The 20056-nt window shown below is 62.5% G+C and carries 22 protein-coding genes; 9 read left to right on the top strand and 13 right to left on the bottom strand.

Annotated features, from left to right (window positions below; all coding sequences use genetic code 11):
* Positions 1-44: 44 nt before the first annotated feature.
* Both AAFN84_RS03560 and AAFN84_RS03555 read right to left on the bottom strand, forming a co-directional pair.
* Positions 45-1019: a TAXI family TRAP transporter solute-binding subunit gene (locus AAFN84_RS03560; RefSeq protein WP_347513129.1), complete on the bottom strand. Its 975-nt coding sequence runs from the start codon at positions 1017-1019 to the stop codon at positions 45-47.
* 152 nt (positions 1020-1171) lie between these two features.
* Complete coding sequence (locus tag AAFN84_RS03555; RefSeq protein ID WP_347513128.1) at positions 1172-2086, bottom strand: LysR family transcriptional regulator; 915 nt, start codon at positions 2084-2086, stop codon at positions 1172-1174.
* A 139-nt stretch (positions 2087-2225) separates the two neighbouring features.
* Between AAFN84_RS03555 and AAFN84_RS03550 the strand changes: the two genes are divergently transcribed.
* The 5 genes from AAFN84_RS03550 (at position 2226) to AAFN84_RS03530 (ending at position 7087) form a co-directional block, all read left to right on the top strand.
* Positions 2226-3299, top strand: a complete 1074-nt coding sequence (locus AAFN84_RS03550; RefSeq protein ID WP_347513127.1) for a tartrate dehydrogenase — start codon at positions 2226-2228, stop codon at positions 3297-3299.
* A gap of 133 nt (positions 3300-3432) precedes the next feature.
* A complete protein-coding gene (locus tag AAFN84_RS03545; protein ID WP_347513126.1) occupies positions 3433-4695 on the top strand; it encodes an FAD-dependent oxidoreductase in 1263 nt (420 codons plus the stop codon).
* Positions 4696-4924: 229 nt separating this feature from the next.
* Positions 4925-5761, top strand: a complete 837-nt coding sequence (locus AAFN84_RS03540; RefSeq protein WP_347513125.1) for an EamA family transporter — start codon at positions 4925-4927, stop codon at positions 5759-5761.
* Positions 5762-5837: 76 nt separating this feature from the next.
* Complete coding sequence (locus AAFN84_RS03535; RefSeq protein WP_347513124.1) at positions 5838-6680, top strand: TIGR02587 family membrane protein; 843 nt, start codon at positions 5838-5840, stop codon at positions 6678-6680.
* A gap of 11 nt (positions 6681-6691) precedes the next feature.
* Positions 6692-7087 (top strand): hypothetical protein, encoded by a 396-nt coding sequence (locus tag AAFN84_RS03530; RefSeq protein ID WP_347513123.1) that lies wholly within the window; start codon positions 6692-6694, stop codon positions 7085-7087.
* 68 nt (positions 7088-7155) lie between these two features.
* On the opposite strand, the gene AAFN84_RS03525 is transcribed toward AAFN84_RS03530, so the two are convergent.
* Together AAFN84_RS03525 and AAFN84_RS03520 are read right to left on the bottom strand one after the other, a co-directional pair.
* Positions 7156-7662: a ferritin-like domain-containing protein gene (locus tag AAFN84_RS03525; RefSeq protein WP_347513122.1), complete on the bottom strand. Its 507-nt coding sequence runs from the start codon at positions 7660-7662 to the stop codon at positions 7156-7158.
* Positions 7663-7773: 111 nt separating this feature from the next.
* Positions 7774-8004 carry a hypothetical protein gene (locus AAFN84_RS03520; protein ID WP_347513121.1) on the bottom strand — a complete coding sequence of 77 codons (231 nt, stop codon included), beginning with the start codon at positions 8002-8004 and terminating at the stop codon, positions 7774-7776.
* Positions 8005-8124: 120 nt separating this feature from the next.
* Here AAFN84_RS03520 and AAFN84_RS03515 point away from each other — a divergent pair, with 120 nt between their 5' ends.
* The gene (locus tag AAFN84_RS03515) at positions 8125-8853 is read left to right on the top strand and encodes a Crp/Fnr family transcriptional regulator (protein ID WP_347513120.1); all 729 of its coding nucleotides are present in this window, start codon (positions 8125-8127) and stop codon (positions 8851-8853) included.
* 23 nt (positions 8854-8876) lie between these two features.
* Here the strand turns inward: AAFN84_RS03515 and AAFN84_RS03510 are convergent, their stop codons facing one another.
* The 7 genes from AAFN84_RS03510 to AAFN84_RS03480 all read right to left on the bottom strand — a co-directional run bounded on the left by AAFN84_RS03510 (position 8877) and on the right by AAFN84_RS03480 (position 14728).
* Positions 8877-9437: a DNA-3-methyladenine glycosylase gene (locus tag AAFN84_RS03510; protein ID WP_347513119.1), complete on the bottom strand. Its 561-nt coding sequence runs from the start codon at positions 9435-9437 to the stop codon at positions 8877-8879.
* 10 nt (positions 9438-9447) lie between these two features.
* Positions 9448-9681, bottom strand: coding sequence for a hypothetical protein (locus AAFN84_RS03505; RefSeq protein ID WP_347513118.1), 234 nt, complete (start codon positions 9679-9681; stop codon positions 9448-9450).
* 99 nt (positions 9682-9780) lie between these two features.
* Positions 9781-10629, bottom strand: a complete 849-nt coding sequence (locus AAFN84_RS03500) for a fumarylacetoacetate hydrolase family protein (protein WP_347513117.1) — start codon at positions 10627-10629, stop codon at positions 9781-9783.
* Between the two features lie 57 nt (positions 10630-10686).
* Entirely contained in the window at positions 10687-11667 is a 981-nt protein-coding gene (locus AAFN84_RS03495; RefSeq protein ID WP_347513116.1) for a VOC family protein, read from the bottom strand.
* 60 nt (positions 11668-11727) lie between these two features.
* Positions 11728-12741, bottom strand: a complete 1014-nt coding sequence (locus tag AAFN84_RS03490) for a TRAP transporter substrate-binding protein (protein WP_347513115.1) — start codon at positions 12739-12741, stop codon at positions 11728-11730.
* A 101-nt stretch (positions 12742-12842) separates the two neighbouring features.
* Positions 12843-14144: a TRAP transporter large permease gene (locus AAFN84_RS03485; RefSeq protein ID WP_347513114.1), complete on the bottom strand. Its 1302-nt coding sequence runs from the start codon at positions 14142-14144 to the stop codon at positions 12843-12845.
* A gap of 38 nt (positions 14145-14182) precedes the next feature.
* Positions 14183-14728, bottom strand: coding sequence for a TRAP transporter small permease (locus AAFN84_RS03480; RefSeq protein WP_347513113.1), 546 nt, complete (start codon positions 14726-14728; stop codon positions 14183-14185).
* A 98-nt stretch (positions 14729-14826) separates the two neighbouring features.
* Between AAFN84_RS03480 and AAFN84_RS03475 the strand changes: the two genes are divergently transcribed.
* Positions 14827-15639 carry a helix-turn-helix domain-containing protein gene (locus AAFN84_RS03475; protein ID WP_347513112.1) on the top strand — a complete coding sequence of 271 codons (813 nt, stop codon included), beginning with the start codon at positions 14827-14829 and terminating at the stop codon, positions 15637-15639.
* Here the strand turns inward: AAFN84_RS03475 and AAFN84_RS03470 are convergent.
* Positions 15558-17195, bottom strand: a complete 1638-nt coding sequence (locus AAFN84_RS03470; RefSeq protein WP_347513111.1) for a bifunctional 3-(3-hydroxy-phenyl)propionate/3-hydroxycinnamic acid hydroxylase — start codon at positions 17193-17195, stop codon at positions 15558-15560. The two genes, AAFN84_RS03475 and AAFN84_RS03470, sit on opposite strands and share 82 nt — an antisense overlap.
* Before the next feature lie 181 nt (positions 17196-17376).
* On the opposite strand from AAFN84_RS03470, the gene AAFN84_RS03465 reads away from it, so the two are divergent.
* The gene (locus tag AAFN84_RS03465) at positions 17377-17976 is read left to right on the top strand and encodes a nuclear transport factor 2 family protein (protein ID WP_347513110.1); all 600 of its coding nucleotides are present in this window, start codon (positions 17377-17379) and stop codon (positions 17974-17976) included.
* A 14-nt stretch (positions 17977-17990) separates the two neighbouring features.
* Here the strand turns inward: AAFN84_RS03465 and AAFN84_RS03460 are convergent, their stop codons facing one another.
* A complete protein-coding gene (locus tag AAFN84_RS03460) occupies positions 17991-18602 on the bottom strand; it encodes a glutathione S-transferase N-terminal domain-containing protein (protein ID WP_347513109.1) in 612 nt (203 codons plus the stop codon).
* A 242-nt stretch (positions 18603-18844) separates the two neighbouring features.
* Between AAFN84_RS03460 and AAFN84_RS03455 the strand changes: the two genes are divergently transcribed.
* Positions 18845-20041: a cytochrome P450 gene (locus AAFN84_RS03455; RefSeq protein ID WP_347513108.1), complete on the top strand. Its 1197-nt coding sequence runs from the start codon at positions 18845-18847 to the stop codon at positions 20039-20041.
* Positions 20042-20056: the final 15 nt, after the last annotated feature.

The following is a 20056-nucleotide window of genomic DNA, read 5'->3' as shown; positions in this document are numbered from 1 at the left end:
GGCTAGGCCCCGCCATGGCTGCGTTCAATCACCAGGACCTGGCGCTATTTCAGCTCGTCAGGAATCGTGTGGCCGTTTTCTTCGAACCACTTCACCGCGCCGGGATGGAATTTCATGAAGCTGTTGAACTCGGCGTTTTCCGGCAATGTCTCCACCGCCGCAGCGTGAATCTGCTTCATGCGGTCGGGGTTTTCCATCGCCAGCTTGGTGATCTCGTAGGCCAGGCTTTCGGGCATGGATTCATTCGCGATGGCGAAATTCCATAGCGAGACGGTTTCCACGTCCTCCGGCTGGTCTTCATAGGTGCCGGCCGGAATCGTGAACCGCGCCATGGCGGGCTCGGCTTCCAGGAACGTATTCCGCTCCTCGTCCGTCATGGAGATGAAGATCACGTCGTTCTCGACTGCCAACTGGGCGTAGGCGCCGGTGGGGATGCCTGCCGCATAGACGAACGCATCAATCAGTCCGTCCTTGAGCTGACCGGCGGTGTCGTTTGCGCCGGCGCTGCTGATCGTCACGTCCATGCCGGCCGCTTCGAAATACCGTGGCCAGTAGGTCGCAGAGGTACCGGTAGCAGGACCGACACCGACACGCTTTCCGTCCATGTCGGCAAAGGACTTGATCCCGGAATTCGCCAGCACGGCCGCCTGAAGCGGAGTCTGATACATCGGGAACAGGGCACGGATGGCGGTATGTTCAACGCCGGGCATCAGCTCGCCCTTGCCGGTGAACGCCTCGTAGGCGGGGCCCATGGTGACGAAGCCCATGTCATGGTCGCCGGTCTGGACCAGCGTCACGTTCTGCACCGGACCTCCGGTAATCTCGACGCTGGCGCCGAGATCGAGCGTCTCGCCGATCAACGTGCCGAACCCGCTGCCGTAGACGAAATACGCGCCGCCCTGGCTGCCGGTACCGATCACCAGATTGTTCGGCCAGCCTTCGCGCTCCTGCGCGGCAGCAGGCAGAGCAGCCATTCCCGCCAGAACGGCGACAGTCAGAGCTTTGGTGAGATAGTTCATCATCGTGTTCCTCCCAGTTATAGTATGTCGATGCCTCTCCCATGGCGTCGACCTGATGACTTACACGCTAATGCGCCCAAGGTAAAATGCTCAACCAGCCAAAGATTATATAAATTTTGTCTTTAATCGACCAGGCGACTGCCAATAGCCTGTCAGGCCGTGGCCTCGTAGGCGCCAATGTGGCGATCGAGCGTTTCGAGCAACTTGTCGCGCGAGGGATCCCGCACCCCACGCAGCCATGTGGCGGAAAGCGCCAGCTTGCTCATCGCGGCTCCCTCCGTTGGCGCCAGCGGCACGAAACACACGCCGGCAACAGCGAGCCGCGACGCCCAGCGAGGCACGATCGCCAATCCGATGCCGGTGCTTACGAGGTTGACGATCGTCTGTTTTTCGTCTGCGATCTGGACGATGCGCGCGGTAAGGCCGGCTTCGAGGAACAGCTTGATCGTCAGGTCGTGGCTGTGCGGGCGTGAGCGCCGGTCCGGAACGATCAGCGGCTCATCTGCCATCTCGTCGACGCCGATGGTCGACTTGCCGGCAAGGCGATGGCCGCGATGCACCGCGACGACTGCCGTCTCGGAAAACAGCGTCTTGAACGCAAGCCGTGGATCACGCACTTCGGGCGGACGGACAAATGCGATGTCCAGGCGACCGGACAGAAGCCTTGGCAAGAGCCTGATCGTTTTCTGTTCCAGCAGTTCGATCTCGATACCCGGATGTTCTGCGCGAAAATCCTGAAGCAGTTGCGGCAGCAGACCGGCGGCAACACTGTCGATTGCGCCGACGCGAAGGACACTGGCCCTCTGGCGCTCGTAGTCTCGAAAATGCGCCTCCAGCATAGAGGCACGTTCGACGAGGTCCCGCGCGCCCTCGACGAGCGACGCGCCCGCTTCCGTGAGCGTCACGTTGCGGGTCGTGCGCGCGATCAGGCGGGTGCCGAGACTTTCCTCGAGCAGCTTGACGTGGCGCCCCAAAGAAGCCGGCAGCATATCGAGTTTCTGGGCCGCGCGTCCGAAATGGAGCGTGTCGGCAACGGCCAGAAAGCATCGCAATTGTAGGAAATTCACGCGGCCCCCCGATTATATCGTTCTTTTATATGATTCATTGAGCGTTGAATTGTAAACACCCGCGCATCAAAAGTCCTCTCGGGCGTGGGGGACCGAAATGCCGATTACCGCGCGCGCCGGAGTTTTCGAGGAGACCGCAATGCGCCAATACACAATCGCAACAATTCCCGCCGACGGCATCGGCCCGGAGGTCATCGAGGCAGGACAAGCAGTTCTTCAGGCACTCGAATCGCGCATGGGGGACGTGACCTTCAAGGTGCAGTCCTTCGACTGGGGCTCCGACTACTACAAGAAGCACGGCGAGATGATGCCGAAGGACGGCCTTGAGCAGCTCAAGCCCTTCGACGCAATCTACTTTGGAGCCGTTGGCGCCCCGGACGTGCCCGATCACATCACGCTGTGGGGCCTTCGGCTGCCGATCTGCCAGGGCTTCGACCAGTATGCAAACGTCCGCCCTACGCGGATCCTGCCGGGTATCACCCCGCCGCTGCGCAACTGCGGACCGGGCGACCTCGACTGGGTCATCGTGCGCGAGAACTCCGAGGGCGAATATTCCGGCCATGGCGGCCGGGCGCATCGCGGCATGCCGGAAGAAGTCGGAACCGAGGTCGCCATCTTCACGCGGGTCGGCGTGACGCGCATCATGCGCTATGCGTTCAAGCTGGCGCAGGCGAGGCCGCGCAAGCTGCTGACCGTGGTGACGAAGTCGAACGCCCAGCGCCACGGCATGGTGATGTGGGACGAGATCGCGGCGGAAGTCGCGACCGAATTTCCGGACGTCACCTGGGACAAGATGCTCGTGGATGCCATGACGGTGCGCATGACACTGAAGCCTCAAAGTCTCGATACGATCGTTGCAACCAACCTGCATGCCGACATTCTGTCGGACCTTGCGGGCGCGCTCGCCGGCAGCCTTGGCGTCGCACCTACCGCCAATATTGATCCCGAACGCCGCTTCCCGTCGATGTTCGAGCCGATCCACGGCTCGGCATTCGACATCACTGGCAAGGGCATCGCCAATCCGGTCGCGACGTTCTGGACGGGCGCCCAGATGCTGGAACATCTCGGTGAAGCCGACGCCGCGGCGAGACTGATGGCGGCAGTCGAGAAGGTCTGCGAGGCGGGCATCCTGACGCCGGACGTCGGAGGCAAGGCGACGACGCGGGAAGTCACGGATGCTGTGATCGACGCGATCCGCGGTTCCAACGCCTAGCCCGATACATCCGAAAGGCAGGCATGGAACCGGAAGGTTCTGCCGATGTTGTGGAGCGACGCTTCCCGATCCGGTCATTGACTGTTTCCAGTCGAGCCGCGTCGGCCCCTTCTCTCCGGATCGGTAGCCTGAAATGACCCGAAAGCTTGATTTGCGGACCGGCACCCCCGTCTGGACGGCCTACCGCGCGCCGCGCATCCCGACCGACACGCTTTCGCGCGACATCAAATGCGATGTGCTTGTCGTGGGGCTTGGTATCAGCGGCGCGATGATCGCAGAGGCCCTGACGGCTCAGGGGCTTTCGGTGGTCGCCGTCGATCGGCGGCGCGGAACGATGCAGGGCTCGACCCCTGCCACGACGGCGCTGGTGCAGTTCGAGATCGATCAGCCGCTGACAGCGTTGACCGGCATGATCGGGCGAACCAGCGCGCAACAGGCATGGCGCAGGTCGCGACTGGCCGTGACCAGTCTGCGCGGACGCATCGAGGAACTCGGCATCAACTGCAACGCAGCCTCCACTCAATCCCTCTATCTCGCCGGCAACGAACTCGATCCCGGTCAGTTGCGCGAAGAAGCCGACGCGCGGCGCAGCGCCGGCATCCGGGCCACCTATCTGACGCCAGCGGTGCTGGAAGAGAAGTTCGGCATCAAGCGCAAGGGCGCGATACTGAGCCACGACAACATTGCGCTGGACCCGCGAAAGCTCGTGGCAGGGCTGCTGGGCAAATCGCTTGAACGCAAGGCGCGGTTCTACACGTCGGTGGAGGTCACGGGCATCGAGTCCGGCTCGGGCACGATGGTGACCCGAACCAAGGACGGCCCCACGGTGACCTCCAGCCAGGTGGTACTGGCAACCGGCTACGAGCTTCTGCCCATCGTGCCCTCAAGCACCCATTCGGTCATCTCCACCTACGCGATCGCCACGAAACCGCAGAAGAGTTCATTGTGGCCCGGCCCGGCATTCATCTGGGAAGCCTCCGATCCTTATCTGTACATGCGCGCAACGTATGACGGGCGGGTGATTTGTGGCGGAGAAGACGACGACATCGTGGACGAAGCTGCACGCGACGAACGTCTGCCCGAAAAGACCGCGCGGATCGCCGCCAAGCTCAAGGATCTGTTTCCGCAGCTTGATACTACCCCCGAATTCGCATGGGCGGGTTCCTTCGGCACGACGACGACCGGCCTGCCCTACATGGGCGAGCTACCCGGCCATCGCGGCGTTTTCGCCGTCCAGGGATATGGCGGCAACGGCATCACCTTCTCGCAGATCGCGTCGGAGATCATCGCGACCACGATTGCGGGCGGCGATGATGCCGACGCGAAACTCTTTGCCTATGGCCGTGAAGGGATCGTGCGCAAACTGGCTGATCTGTCCGGGAAGCTCGTGTCCTAGCGGCATCGGCACGATCCCGGTGCAAAGCTTAGACGGCTCACTTGTCGCCGGCACTTCTCTTGTCTAGGTTCGCGCCCTGCCCGCTTCGCTTCAGAAGCCACCGATCCGCTGTTTTTCCAGGAGTTTGGCCGCGTGTCTTCCTCTATCTCGCGTGTCATCGCGCGCCGGTCAGGCAAACGCACCGAGCCTGCGGTCGATAAAGCGTACGACCACCGTTTCGGCAACTGAAATGTCTGCCTTCGCGCTCACACTCGTGCTGTCAGCCGCGTTCATGCACGCGAGCTGGAACGCCATCGTCAAGAACGCCGGAGACCGCGCGCTCACCCTTGCGGCGGTTGCTGCCATGCATACTGTCGGCGGCTTGTTGCTGATCGCCGTCTCCGCCCCGCCAGCGCCGGCGAGCTGGCCGTCCTTGTTCGCGTCGACAATCATCCACTATCTCTATTACCTCCTGCTCTTTCAGGCTTATCGCCTGGGAGACCTCAGTCAGGTCTACCCGATTTCGCGTGGCCTCGCCCCGGCTCTGGTGGCCCTGGGCGCCTATCTCATCGTCGGAGAGACCTTGACGTCCACCGGATGGGCGGGGCTCGCCGCAATCTGCATCGGCATCGGCCTCCTCGCCATCCAGCGCGGCGCTGCCAGCGCCGACCGCACGGCGGTGATGTTCGCGGTTTTCCTTGGCCTCAGCATCTCGGCATATTCGGTGGCCGACGGTATCGGCGTGCGTTGGTCGGAAAGCCCGACCGGCTATATGGGCTGGCTGTTCTTCCTCGAGGCGCCGGTGGTGCTCGCGGTCCTGGGACCACGGCTGGCCCGCCGCCAGAACGTGGACTGGAGCGCGTTCTCGGTCGGCCTGATCGGCGGCGCACTGTCGGTGCTGGCCTATGGGCTGGTGCTTTATGCCAAGACGTTTGCGCCGATCGCGGCGGTCTCGGCGGTGCGCGAATCCAGCGTCATCATCGCAGCCCTCATCGGCGTGCTGATGTTCGGTGAGCGTCCATGGAAGGGCCGCGTGCTCGCTGCGCTGGTGGTGGCCACGGGCGTCATTCTCATCGCTTCCGCATAACATCGCTTCCGCATAATGATGGCCCGGGAACCGTTCATATCGTAGAAGGTTTAAGCCGCTATCCGGAGGAACGTTGTTGAATTCACAGTCAGTTGCATCGCGGCCTGGGTCGCGACGCGCATTGCGCGATTTTGGACGCGCGGGCGGTGGCGCGCTGGTTTTCTCGTTGCCCATGCTCATGACGATGGAGTTGTGGTGGCTGGGGATTTATCTCGATCGCGCACGGCTTCTGGTGCTGATTGCAACGACATTGCCGCTGCTCGTTTTGCTGTCGCGCCAGATCGGCTTCGAAAGCACACGGCGCTGGCGGGACGACTTCCTCGACAGCCTCATCGCGCTCGGCGTGGCGGCGATCGTCTGCATCGCCCTGCTCGTTCTCTTCGGCACGATAACGACGTCGACCGGCCTTGACGAGGCGATCGGCAAGGTCGCCATCCAGATGGTGCCGGCGTCGATCGGCGCCTTGCTCGCCAAGAGCCAATTCGTCGCGGACAGCTCGGACGAGGACACCGACCGGCGAAAGCACGAGTCTTACGGCGGCGAGATTTTCCTGATGGCGATCGGTGCGCTCTTCCTCGGGTTCAATGTCGCCCCTACCGACGAGATGATGCTGATTTCCTATCAGATGACCGAGTGGCACGCGCTTGGTCTCGCGATGCTCTCCATCGCATTGATGCACGGCTTCGTCTTTGCCGTCGGCTTCGCCGGCGGCTCTCCCATCTCACCGGACGAACCGTGGTGGAGCCCGCTGATCAGGTTGACGCTACCCGGATACGTCACCGCGCTGACCGTGAGCCTGTATCTGCTGTGGATTTTTGCGCGCACGGACGGGCTGCAGATCGACGGTATCGTTATGGCGACCGTGGTCCTGGCATTTCCATCGGCGATCGGCGCGGCAGCCGCGCGGTTGATCCTCTAGGAGCGCAGGCGATGAGCGACGATGACAACAAGAGTCGCCCTTTGGTCGAATGGGTGTTCGGCGCCGTATCGGCAGCGGTCGTCGCGGCGGTGCTTGTCTTCCTCGCTCACGAGGCGATCTTCGGTGCCAGCAGGCCGGCCGAATTCACCGTGATCGTTGATCGATTGGAGGAACTGGAAACGGGCACCCTGGTGATGGTCACGGTCGCCAACACGGGCGACGAGGCGGCGGCTGACATTGGCGTCCAGGCTGAAATTTCGATCGATGGCCAGGAGCCGTCAACGAGGGAAATCCGCTTCGACTTCATTGCTGCACACGCAGTTCGAAAGGGTGCATTCGTCGTCGAAGGTGCTTCGATATCGCAGGATGATCTCCGCTTCACCGTCCTGGGTTTCGTCGAGCCCTGATGCCCGAAGCGACCTAAGCAGATGGCGGCCCGGTTCTGGACCAGGCCGCCATTTCGGGCCCCCGGCGGTCAGGCTGCCTTCTTCGCCTTCGCGCGGTCGTTGGCCGAGGCGTCCGCGAGCTTGGTCAGGTCGCCATCCGTCTTCGACTCTTCCTGCAAGGTCGCGTCGAGCAGCTTGGCGGCATCCGCCATGCCGAGTTCGGTCGCCCAGCGCTTGAGCGTGCCATAGCGGGTGATCTCGTAATGCTCGACCGCCTGGGCGGACGAAATCAGGCCTGCGTCCAGCGCAGCCGTGCCCTTGAATTCGTCGATGATCTCCTCGCCTTCGGCGATGATGCCTTCGATGGCGTCGCAGGTCTTGCCCTGGGCGCGCTTGCCGATGATCTCGAACACCTGCTGCAGCCGCTCGATCTGGCCCTCGGTCTCCTGATGATGCTTCTCGAACGCCGCCTTCAGCTCCTCCGACTGTGCTGCCCGCTTCATCTTCGGCAGCGTCTTGAGGATCTTTTTCTCGGCGTAGTAGATGTCCTTCAGCGTATCGTGGAAGAGGTCTTCCAGCGTCTTTTCCTTGGCCATTGTCATGTCCCTTTTCAGATGTCTTGCACGCTCCACTGTCGGAGCCACATCAGAACGTCATCGCCGGGTGCGTGTTCCTGTAAGATTTGATACAGGACCCCGCCGACGGACTCACGGCCAGCTTACCTTCAGTGTAAGGGAACAACTGAAGACGCGGCGCCCGGCCTCGTCACGCACAGAAACGGACAGAACACGATCGTCGCCATTGGGGAGTTCGTCGCGCGCCAGATCGGGCAAGGCATCGATGGCACGGTAGCGGACCTGCGCGAGGTCCGCGCAGTCGATTCCGAGTTCATCGACCGACACGGCGGCTCCATCGTTGACGTCGAAATAATATCGCATCGTTGGCCCTGCCGGTTCAATCGCTGTAAGGACGCACATCGAATGCGCGAACCCGCGAGACGGTTCCCGCGTTGTCGAAGGGACGAGCCGCGTCTTGCGGCATTGAATTGAGGACACCCAATGAGCCCAGCAATCGATATCCTCTGCCGTTCGCTGTCACGTCGCGACACGCTCCTACCGGAAGAGATGGATTTGCTTGCACGGCTTAGCCAGCGACCGGCCCAGTACGCCAAGGGTGCGGAGATCATCGCGGAACACAGCCGGCCTCCGGCAAGTTGCCTTCTGGTCTCCGGTTTCGCGGCCCGCGCCGTCAGCAGGGCCAATGGCAAACGCCAGTTGACGGCGTTGCATGTGCCGGGCGATTTCGTCGACCTGCACGGGCTGCTGCTGCGGGTAATGGATCACAGCGTCGTCGCGCTGAGCGACTGCACCGTTGTTTTCGTACCCCATGGCGAATTGCGGGCAATCAGCGAGACCGCACCGCATCTGACCCGCATGCTGTGGCTTTCCACAACCATCGACGCCTCGATCCAGCGCAAGATGACGGCCCTTCTCGGCCGCCACACGCCTCTCCAGCGCCTGGGACATCTGATATGCGAACTCTATCTCAGGCTCGAGGCGGTGGGCCTTGCGGCCAACGGGCGGTTTCGTTTTCCCATCACTCAATCGGAGCTTTCCGACATCCTCGGACTGTCCCTGGTCCATACGAACCGAACGGTTCAGGAGCTTCGCGCGACCGATCTCGTCGCCTGGGACCATACGAACGTCACGGTGCGTGATTTCGATGCCCTGGCGCGCGCCACCGGTTTTGATCCGACATACCTCAACCTGACGCCCGAGCCACGCTAGGAGTGGCTACCACCATCGTTGCCTCACTGACGAAACGAGCGGCTCAGGAATGGTGATCCCTTCAGCCCGAAGCGCCATGGCTGCTCGACTGCACGGGAAATGCCGATCCGCGGTCCGCTGACCACGTCAGCCGATGGCGGCTTCAGGTAGAACTCGAAGGGCTTGCGCAACATCGACATGCCGTCCACGGATCCGTCGATCCCGAGCGCCTGGGCCAGCCTGCCCGGTCCGGCGCAAAGCAGCCGTGGAGCGGTGACACAGCGACGCGCTTCCATCAGCGCGATGCCCACAGTGGGTTCGATCGCCCGCAAAAGGACCGCACTGCCCGGCAGGCAGACCGCGTTGAGGCACCAGTGGATGCCGTACGAGCGGTAGACATAGCTCGTACCCCGCTCGCTGAACATTGCCGTGTTGCGGCGTGTCTGGCCGCGAAAACTGTGCGAGGCGGGATCGTCACGCGCATAGGCTTCTGTCTCGACGATGATGCCGCCGATGCCGTCGACGAAAAGTTCGGCACCGACCATCTCGCGCGCGACGGTGACCGCATCGCGGGCGAAGAAGCCACTGAGTGAGGCATCCGGCAATTGTTGCAGCTCAGCCCTTGGCGCCGCTGCGCGCGGAGCAGTCCGCACTCGTTCGTTCGCCATCGGTGGCGCTGGGGTTCTGCCCATCCGAATGGCGAGTCTTTTCCTCGACGTCGTCGACGGATTCGGTCAGCCCGTAGGGTTTCGGCTTCTTGGGCATGCCGGCATTCTGGTCCGTCTGTGTGGGACGATTGTCGATGCGGGTCGTCCGCGCACCCGTCTCCCGATCATTGCCGTCCATCATGTGGGCCTCCTGGTTGGAACTGCTCCAACAAGTCGCTGCGCGGCCCCGGAGTTCCCGTGACCGCGCATTGATGGACGCTCGACAATCGCGGAGGAGGTTTCAGCCCTCGTCGACGATGGCGTTGGAGAGCACGCCGATGCCGCTGATCTCGACCTCGACGCGGTCGCCCGCCTTCATGAACAGCTTTGGTTCGCGGAAAAGGCCGACACCACTCGGCGTACCGGTGGCGATGATGTCGCCAGGCAGCAGTTCGGTCACGGTGGAGATGTACTCGATCAGCGCTGGCACGTCGAAGGCAAGGTCGGAGATCGGCGTGGACTGCATCACTTCGCCATTGAGCGTCGTCGTCATCGACTGCGCCGCCGGATCGCCGAACGCGTCCGCGCTGACGAGCCATGGTCCCATCGAGCCGCTGCGATCAAAATTCTTCCCGGCCCAGAACTGGGTCGTATGGCGCTGGAAGTCGCGCACCGAGCCATCATTGAAGCAGCTATAACCGGCAACGTGCTCATAGGCGCGGGCGGCGGGAATCGCACGGCCCGCCTTGCCGATGACGACTGCAAGCTCGCCCTCGAAGTCGAACCAGTCCGATGCCTTCGGCCGTATCAGGTCCACGTCATGTCCCACCATGGATGACGGGTAGCGGGTGAAGATCGACGGCTTCGCCGGCGCGTCACGCCCGGTTTCCTTGATGTGGGTCATGTAGTTCAGGCCGATGCAAATGATCTTGTCCGGGTTCGGGACAGGCGGCAGCAGAGTCACGCCGGAAAGCTCGATCCGGTCGCCTGCGGCCTTTTCAGGCAAGTTTGCCAGCGCATCCGCAGCGAGGACCGCTCGAAGGTCGCTGAACCGGGCGCGCAGTTCCGCTCCCGCATCAATCAGCGTTGTGCCGTCGACCACCCCGTATGACGGGGTTCCATCGGCCATGAGATATGAACAGACGCGCATCGCTGGTCTCCTGCAAGTGCTTGAAGTTTGTTGAAAAAGTTGGCTGCGGCCGGCTCGCTACTCGTTGGCGACGATCGCGTCGAGCCAGGCGCAGCTGGGCGCGGGATCGGCAGCGCGCATGCCGCGTCTGGCCGCCTCGAGCCGCATCTCGCGGAGCCGTGTGCGATCAGGCGAGTCCTCGGCCATGTAAAGCCTGTCGTGGCCCCAGTAGCTTGGCCCGTCGAAGGTCTCGTGCGGTTCCCAGGTCTCCGGATCGATCACCCGCGCGCCCCAGCCATACTCGACGAAGAAGCCAGACGGCGAGTTGGCATAGAAGCTGGTCATGTGATCGTTGGAATGCCGGCCAAGCGTATAGGCGACCCGCCCCTCCTCGGTCTGGGCGAGATCGTATCCTTGACCGACATCGTCGAGCGACAGCAACTCGACCATGAAATGATGCATGCCTTGTCGGCCGGTGCCAACCATGGCGAAGCTGTGATGACGGCCGTTTAGGTGGAAGAAATACAGCTTGAACGGCTTCAGCCCGTAGTCGGTGACGTTGAAGCCTAGCAAGTCGCGGTAGAAAGGAAGCAGCACGTCCACGTCGCGTGCGTGCAGCACGGCGTGCCCCATGCCGAGCGAACCCGTCTTGAAGCCGGAAATCGCCCTGCCCGCAAGAAACGGCTCACTGGCGATCGCGGGACCGCAAAACGCTTCCAGCTTGTTGCCTTCGGGATCGCGGAACGAGATAAGCCGTGCGACGTGCCGCTGGTCGGCAAGTGCAGCGGTTTCCAGCCTGACGACGACGCCGGCATTCTCCAGCCGTCCGGCAAGTGCGTCGAGCGCGGCAGGGCTCTCGACTTCCCATCCCATGAAGTCGAGGCCTTCATCGCCGTCTCCGCTCACGATCAGGCGCTGCTTGCGATCGTCCATGCGGAAAGCACGAACCTTGCCGCCGGCATCGACCTGCTGCATGCCGAGCAGTTGGGTCGCGAAATCCTGCCAGTCCGCCGCCTTCGACGATCGAACCCCGATATATCCAAGCGATGCAAGCGCCATGATCCTAACCTTCCAAGCGGCACCGCCCGAGTGTCCAGGCGGCGCCGTTTCAACGCGTGCTCAGTTCACACGCGCGGCTTCTTCCTCGATGGCCGTGGTGAAAGCGTCGTAGATCGCCTGGCCGTTTTCGTTCTGCTCGATCCACTGTTCGGTCGCGATTGCAACGGCGTCGCGCCATGCTTGGGTCTGGGCCTCGTCGGGCTCGGATACCGTAATGTTGCCCTGGGCGAGCAACTCGTCGCGAGCTTCGGCGATATTGTCGTCGAACGACTTGCCGAACCGCTCCGAGAATGCCGCGCCGGAGAACTTGTCGATCGCCGCCTTGGCCTCGTCCGACAGGCTGTCGTATTTCGCCCTGTTCATGACCACCAGCATCGGGGTGGCGCCGAGCGGCGCGGTGTTGAAGTGCGAGATCACGTCGCCCATGCGGAAGGTCTCGATGGCGCCCCACTGGGTAAACGTCGCGCCGATCAACCCACGGCTGATGCTCTCGGCCACCGTAGGGCCGGTGATACCGCCGACCGGAACGGCGCCGAGCGCCTCGACCGCCGAAAGCATCGTCGGCCCGGGCGCGCGCACGTTCATGCCCTTCATGTCCTCGGGTGCCTCGACAGGCGCCGTCGATGCGATCGAGTTTGGATAGGACACGAAGATGCCGAGCATTTTCAGCTTGTTGAAGTCGCCCTTGAAATGGCCATCCTCGTACATTTTCCACATCGCCGGCGAGCCCACTGTCGAGCTGGGGATCAGGAATGGCAGTTCTGCCACCGTGCTCTCCTGGAAACGGCCGGGCGAATAGCCGGGGATAACCCAGGCGATGTCAGCAACGCCATCCTCGACCATCTGCAACTGCTGGGCCGGATTGCGCCCCAGTGAGCCGCCGGGAAACATCTGGATCGTCAGTTCACCATTCGAAGCAGCGCTCACGTCCTCCGCCCACGGGGTCAGGATCTCCTTGGTGACGTGCGCCACCGGAGGCTCGAAGCTCGAAAAGCGCAGCGTTTCGGCGGTTGCCGGAAATGCCGTGATACCAAGCAAAGCCGCTGCTCCAAGCAGCTTGTTCAAATACGTCATCGCATCCTCCCTGCGTTATTACTTCTGAATGATGAAAGCGTAGAGCGCGGTTCCGCGATCGGCACGGCAGCTCTGTGATATGTCCACATGGCGGACATGGATCAGCCCATGATGCTCGGCAACCAGAGGGTGAGCTGCGGAAACAGTGTCAGCAGCGTCAATCGGATAAGTTCGGCGAACAGGAACGGCATGATGCCACGATAGATCGTGCGCAGGCTGATCGACTTGTACATCGAATTCAGCACCATGACGTTGATGCCGATAGGCGGCGCCATCATGCCGATGCCGATCACCACCACATTGATGATCCCCCACCATACCAGGTCGTAGCCGAACGACTGTATCAGGGGGATCACCAGAGGCAGCGTGATAACCATGGCGGCTACCTCGTCGAAAAACGCGCCGAGGAATATGTAGAGCACCAGAAGCATCATCAGGATCGCGATCGGCGGGATCGGCAGGTCGGCGATGACGCCGATCATGAACGAGGCCGCGCCCGTCACCGCCATGAAATACGAGAATATCGTCGCGCCGAAGACCATGATGTAGATCATCGCGGTTCCGGCGCTGGCCTCCGCAAGGACGCCGACGAGCGTCTTCCAGTCGAGCTTTCCCCGCAACAGCGCCAGCACGAACGCGAATATGACGCCCACTGCCGCGGCTTCGTTGACGGTGAATATGCCGGAATAGATGCCGCCCATCACCACCACGAACATCAGCAGCACGCCCCATGCGCGGCCTATCGCCGCCATGCGTTCGCGAAAACTCGCCTTCTCGCCGGGCAGGCCAGCCTCGGGATCCAGGATCAGCTTGATCTGGATCGCGATCATGTAGAACACGATGGCCATAAGCGCCGGAATGATGGCGGCTGAAAAGAGGTCTAAAACCGACTGCTCGGTCAACACCGCGTAGAGGATCATCATGCTCGACGGCGGAACGATGATACCCAGCGTTCCGCCTGCCGCGATCGAACCCGCCGCAAGGTCGGGCTTGTAGCCGCGCTGCAGCATCTCCGGCATCGCGACCCGGCCGAACGTCGCCGTTGTGGCGACGCCAGAGCCGCAGATCGCGCCGAACCCGGCGCTTGCCACGATGGTCGTCGACGCCAGGCCCCCTCGCCTATGCCCAATGAGGGCGTAGGCGAGGTTGTAGACGTCCGAGGCGAGGCCGGCGGCAGTTGCCAGGCTGCCCATGAGCATGAAAAGCGGAATCACCGCGAGGTCCAGATTGGCCATCGCCGAGGCAGGCTCGCTCGCCATGAGGGTGACAGCGGGGCCCCAGCCAACGATCGACGCGAAGCCTGTCACACCGACAAGCGCCATCGCGACGCCAATCGGCACGTGAACGAAGATCATCAGCAGCATGACCGCAAAGCCCGCAAGGGCAATGAGAAGTGGATCCAAAGGGAAAATCCTTCGTTCGTTGCGGGAGATGCCGCGCGTCAGAAAAGAGTGTCGGCGGGGCTTGGCTCGTCCGAGGCGTCATCGTTTTCCGGCGCAATACCGAGGATCATCGCCCGCAGGTCTGCAAGCGTGACAATCGCCTGCACGATCGCGGCGAATATCATCAGCGCGGTGGACGCCATCCACCACGGCCACAATGGCCATGCGAGCACCCAGGTTCGGTCGCCCGTTTCGCGCAGGCCTTCGGCATAAGGAATGAACCGCCAAGCCACGAGCACCATGAAGATCAGCGTGGCGACGCTTGCCAATGCATCGAAGAAGCGATGCAGTCGCGGGCCGGCAAGCGCGCCGAATACTTCGACGGTAATATTCTGCTTCATCGCCAGATTGGCGGGAATGCACGCTGCAATCACGACGGCCATGACAACCGAACTCACATCGTTGACACCGTGAATGGGCGCCTGGAAAAGCCAGCGTAACAGCACGTCCAGCGTGGTCATCGCCGCCAGAAGAAGCAGTCCGAAGAAGCCGATGAGCGCGACGACCCTCGCAGCACCGCGCAACCGGCGGTCAATCTGATCCATTGGTTTCCTCCCTCAACCGCGACGGTCCAACGGTCCTGCCGGCAGTCTTGACACGCAGGAGCGGCCTTGCAACGTTGCCGTTCCCAACTGTCCGTATCGTGAACAGTGCTGGAGGAGATACAATTTCTACATTCGGTGCGGTCCGTTCGCTGCAGCGCGGGCTCGAAGTCTTGCAGGCGATCAATCGCAACAACGGACTCAAGGCGGCCGACGTAGCGAAGATGGTTGGCATTCCGCGGCCGACGGCCTACCGACTGCTGGAAACGCTCGAGGGCCTCGGGTTGGTGGTGCGCGGACCATCGGAAGACGCCTGGCGGCCGACCCTGCAGACGAAGTCGCTGAGCTCGGGCTTTCGCGACGAAGACTGGGTGGCGCAGGTGGCGGTTCCGCAGATGATGCGGCTCGGGCGCAAGATTCTGTGGCCGCTCGATCTCGTCACGTTCCGCGACTACCGGATGGCGATACGGGAATCGACCCACAACATCAGCCCGTTCTCGGTCGATCACGGCATGGTTGGCCGTGAACTGCCGGTTCTTGAAACCGCCGGAGGGCGTGCGCATCTGGCCTTCGTGCCGGAGCGCGAGCGCCAGCAGATTCTTGCCGGACTAAGGGAGAAACTCGGCGCCGATGCCGTCAATTTCCACGAGGACGGGCCGCTGGACTACATTCTCGAACGGACGCGCGACCTCGGCGTCGGCTTCCGCATCAAGGGTTTCAACGCTCGAACCATGAGCATCTCGGCACCGATCTTCGTCGGCGACCGCCCGACCGCGTGCCTGACCATGATCTGGATCGGAACCGCGCTTAAATTCGAGGAAGCCCTACGCCTTCACAAGGAAGCGCTCATTTCGGCGGCGACCTCGATCTCGTCGGAACTGGCGCGGCTGGCCGCCGAACACAACGCCGAATAGCGCGCCAGTTCCACGCCCAGACTGTCCGGCTGGAACGCCGCCGCGCAATAGCGGTCTGGCCGCACCAGCATGATCTGATCGCGGTGGGTGAGCAGCGGCCGCAAGATTCGTGTCCGTTCGTCCACCGGAGCATCTCCAAGGGGACGTACGCGCGGTTGCGGGTCGAGATGAAACTTGGCGAGCGGCAGCCCGAACAATTCCTGGAGATCGAGACCGTCGAGAGCCCTCCGCCCCGCCTCGCTTTGCGAGACGAGCGCGAATCCGGGGCCGAGATCCCTGTCCAGCAGGCGGCGGCGCTCGCCGGCGCCGATCGTCGGTTGCGGGATCATTTCGCCCACCAGGCTCGCCTCCAGTTCAGGGTCGTCGAGGTCCAGGAACAGGCCGTCATGGTAGCGCGGCTTCGGCTTGAAACGCATCTGGATCAGGTAGTCGCGGACCGCAGGAAATGGGTCGAGGGCCTTGAGCAACATGTCGCGGAATTTCAGTTCCTCGGCGCTTGCGGGCATGACGAAACTGCCCATCGTCACCGCCACGAGGATCATGTCCCAGGCTGGCTTCCTGCGTTCCGCATCGTAGGTGTCGAGGATGCCAGCATCGGCGCCACCGAATGTCGCCGCGACCTTCCATGCCACGTTATGGGCATCACGCAGCCCCGCATTCATCCCCTGCCCGGCGAATGGCGGGGTGAGATGGGCGGCATCTCCGAGCAGCAGGATGCGGTTCTGCCGAAAGCGCTCGGCGATACGCGCATGGAATGTGTAGACTGTCTTGCGCAGAACGTCTTCTTCCCGATAGGGCCGGTACGGCTTCAGCAGCTCGGCCAGAAAGTCCGGCTGCAGCACCTGCTCTCGGGTCTCGCCGGGGTGCACCATGAACTCGTAGCGGCGCCCGCCATTGGGCGCCGGCACGCTCACCGTGGGGCGCACGCTGCTGCAGAAGAATTTCGAGAAGAGCGACCGGTCGGGATCGTCGCTCATGTCGATCACGATCCAGTCCTGATGGTAGGTGGTGCCCGACATCCGGATATTGAGGCGCTCGCGGATCGGGCTGCGTCCGCCATCGCAGGCAAGGACCCAATCGGTCGTTATCTGATGCCTGCCACCGTCCGCGTCTTCCACATGCACCACGGCGTGATCACCACGATCGGCGATGTCGACTACGTTGGACGAGAACCGAACCCTGCCCGGCGCCCGCTGCACGAAGCCCTCGCGCAGGGCATCTTCCAGTTCCGGCTGGTAGATGTACTGCCGCTTGGCAAATCCATAGGATTGCGCTCCAGCGCCTGTTTCCGCGAAGCAGTTGCCGTCGTCGGTGAAATATTTCGACCCGATGGCAGGCGTCGTCCGCTTAACATAGCTCTCGTCGAGGCCGAACACCTGCAGGGTGCGCGCGCCCTCATCGTCCAGCACGATCGCGCGCGGCAGGTTCATCGGGCCGGGCTCGCGGTCTAGGACCAAGCACTCGACCCCGTAGGCGGCAAGAAGATTGGCAGCCGTCAGTCCGGTCGGGCCTGCGCCAACGATCACCACCGGGACTCTGGCCGGATAACTCGTCATGGGGCGAACGCTCCTGTGCTTGTCGCGCAATCAATGTTTGCACACTTAAAGCGGGCCGCCGCAGGCACTGTCCACGTTGGGTCGATTGCCGTCCGCATCGTGGACAGGTCGTCGCCGGGGGCTGAATGGCACCGCGGGTCACCGATACCGTCGGCTGCATCAAATTCGGGAGGACACTCACATGAACCGCGCCGCCGACCTTGTTCTGATCACCCAGCTCGCACAGGCCTGGGGCCTCTATCGAGACCAGGGGCTCTGGCCGGCACTTATGGAAACGTTCACGGACGACGGCCGGATTTCGGTCTCCTGGTTCGAAGGCACGATCCATGACTTCATCGATCGCTGCCGGGCCACGCACAAGGCGATCTCGCCGAGAGGCAAGCACCTGATCGGCACTCCGCTGATCCGCGTCCAGGGCGATCGTGCGACGGCGGAGATGAACGTCCAGATTCTCGGTCGCGCGACCTTCTCCGGAATTGCCGTCGACAACACCAGCTACGCACGTTTCGTCGACCGTGTCATCCGGACGGAGCGCGGCTGGCGCATCGTCGAGCGCGTCGCCGTCTATGAGAAGGACCGTCTCGATCCGGTCGTTCCGTCCGCTGCCTTCGACCGGTTCATGAGCGAAACCGACTTTTCCGACATCCCGGAGGCCTATCGCTATCTCGGCTACCGCTTGCGCCAGACGGGCCGCCAGTTGCGACCCGACATCGTCGTCGACGGCTCACCCGAAGCCGACGCGTTGCTCGCGAATGCGCACAAGTGGCTGTCTGCCGACTGACACGGCTGGAGACATCAGCCTTGGGCGCGCATCTGCGCCACAGCCGGTCTTTCTCGCAGCCGTGCAAGGCAACGGACAAGGTTGTCCGGAATGTCGAAGCCGTCCAACTCGGCCCAATGCAGCACGTAGAACAATGCGGCGTCGGGGAGGCCGAAATCCCCCAGCAGGTAGTCCTTCTCGCCAAGCATGTTCGAAAGGTTCCTGAGGCCCCTAATCACCTCACTGCGACCCCAGGCCTTGATCGCCTCCTGCGCGGCTGGGTCGTCATGAAACTTGTGCGGCTGCTTGACGAAGGTAAAGCCGCGCATGTGGACACTTGCCACGATGTAGTCGAGCGCCTCCAGCGTTCTGGTGCGCGCGATCAGTTCGTCCGGCCATAGGCCCGCTGCCGGGAAGCTGTTGGCGATCCAGAAGGCGATGGCCTGAAATTCGGTCAGCGTCTGACTGTCTGAGATCGCAAGCGCAGGCACCTTTCCCTTCGGATTTACGGCAAGATACTCCGGTTTGAACTGTTGCTTTTCACGAACATTGACAACGCGTGTCTCGAACGATGCGCCAACCTCGTTCAGCAACAAATGGATGCCGATGGAGCAGCTTCCGGGAGAATGAAAGAATGTGAGTGTCATGGGCATCGCTCGCTTCAAGTCGCTTCGTCTCAGTGCTGACGTTCCACACTCTCCGCATCCCCCGTTAGTGGAAGGGAGCGGGAACAATCCAACATTATCCGACGACCTTACGTCTTTGATTGCGGAAGGGCATAGCGCGCGGACGATTGTCCGCTCCTCGAACACATGTTCTCCGGAAGTTGCTCGTTTCGTGGTCTGCAGAATGATGGGAGTCCGCGCAATCGAGGAGGAGCTTCAACCCCATGGCATCATCATCCGCCGACCGAAAAGCCGCGCCTGCTTACGAGGTGGACCTTTACTCCGAGGTCGTCATCCAGGACCCCTATCCCCACTATGCGCGCATCCGCGACCTGGGCGCAGCGGTATGGCTTCCGGCAAACGATCTCTGGGCGATCGGACGGCACGCCGACGTGCGCGCGTGCCTTGCCGACCACGAGACGTTCCGCTCCGGCCACGGCGTCGCCGGCAATCCTGCGGCAAACAGCATTGCCCCCGGCAATCTGCTGGCGTCAGACCCGCCGCTGCATGACCAGCTACGGCGTATCGTTGCGGCGCCGCTTAGTCTCCGGGCGTTGAACGAGGTGAAGGACCGCATCGCCGAAACCGCCGACGCGTTGGTCGAACGGCTGGTCGAGTGCCAAACCTTCGACGGCATGGCCGATCTGGCCCAGTACCTGCCGGTGTCGATCGTGTCGGAACTGGTCGGCATGCCGGAGCACGGGCGAGAAAACATGCTTCGCTGGGCAAGCGCCGTCTTCGACATGCTCGGCGGCGCCAATGCGCGCGCGCAAGCAGCACTTCCGATCATCACCGAGATGCGCGCCTATACAGTCAACCATGCGACCCGTGATCGCGTGCGGCCGGGCGGCTGGGTAGCCATGCTCTACGACGCCGCCGATGCAGGGCTCATAGAGCCCACGCAGGTGCAGATGTTGATGCGTGACTATCTCGGTCCCAGCCTCGATACCACGATTTACGCCACGGGCCATCTCTTGTACCTGCTCGGCACGCACCCCGACCAGTGGCGGCAGGTCCGCGAGGAACCGGCACTGATCGCGAACGCAATCAACGAAGCGGTTCGCCTGGAATCGCCGATCCGCGGCTTCACTCGGCTTGCCGCCAACGACCACCAGCTCGGCGATGTAACGATACAAGCAGGCGACAGGGTCCTGATCCTCTATGCGTCAGCAAACCGGGACGAACGGCAGTGGGAGCACCCCGACGAATTCGATGTCAGGCGCGTCCTCATCGACCATGTCGGTTTCGGCCACGGCATCCATGCATGCGCCGGAATGCAGTTGGCGCGCCTCGAAATGCGCAGCATCCTGGCCGCGATGGTCAAGCGGGTAGCCCGTATCGAGGTTGGAGAACCTCAACTTGCCATCAACAACGTCCTGAGAGGCTACGAGCGGCTGCCCGTGCGCTTCATTGCGGCATAGCATCTGCCTGCAATG

This window comes from Mesorhizobium sp. CAU 1741 (genome assembly GCF_039839275.1).
Classification (GTDB): Bacteria; Pseudomonadota; Alphaproteobacteria; order Rhizobiales; family Rhizobiaceae; genus Aerobium.
The sequence above is the reverse complement of the archived record's forward strand: the minus strand, read 5'-3'. Positions and strand labels throughout refer to the sequence as shown.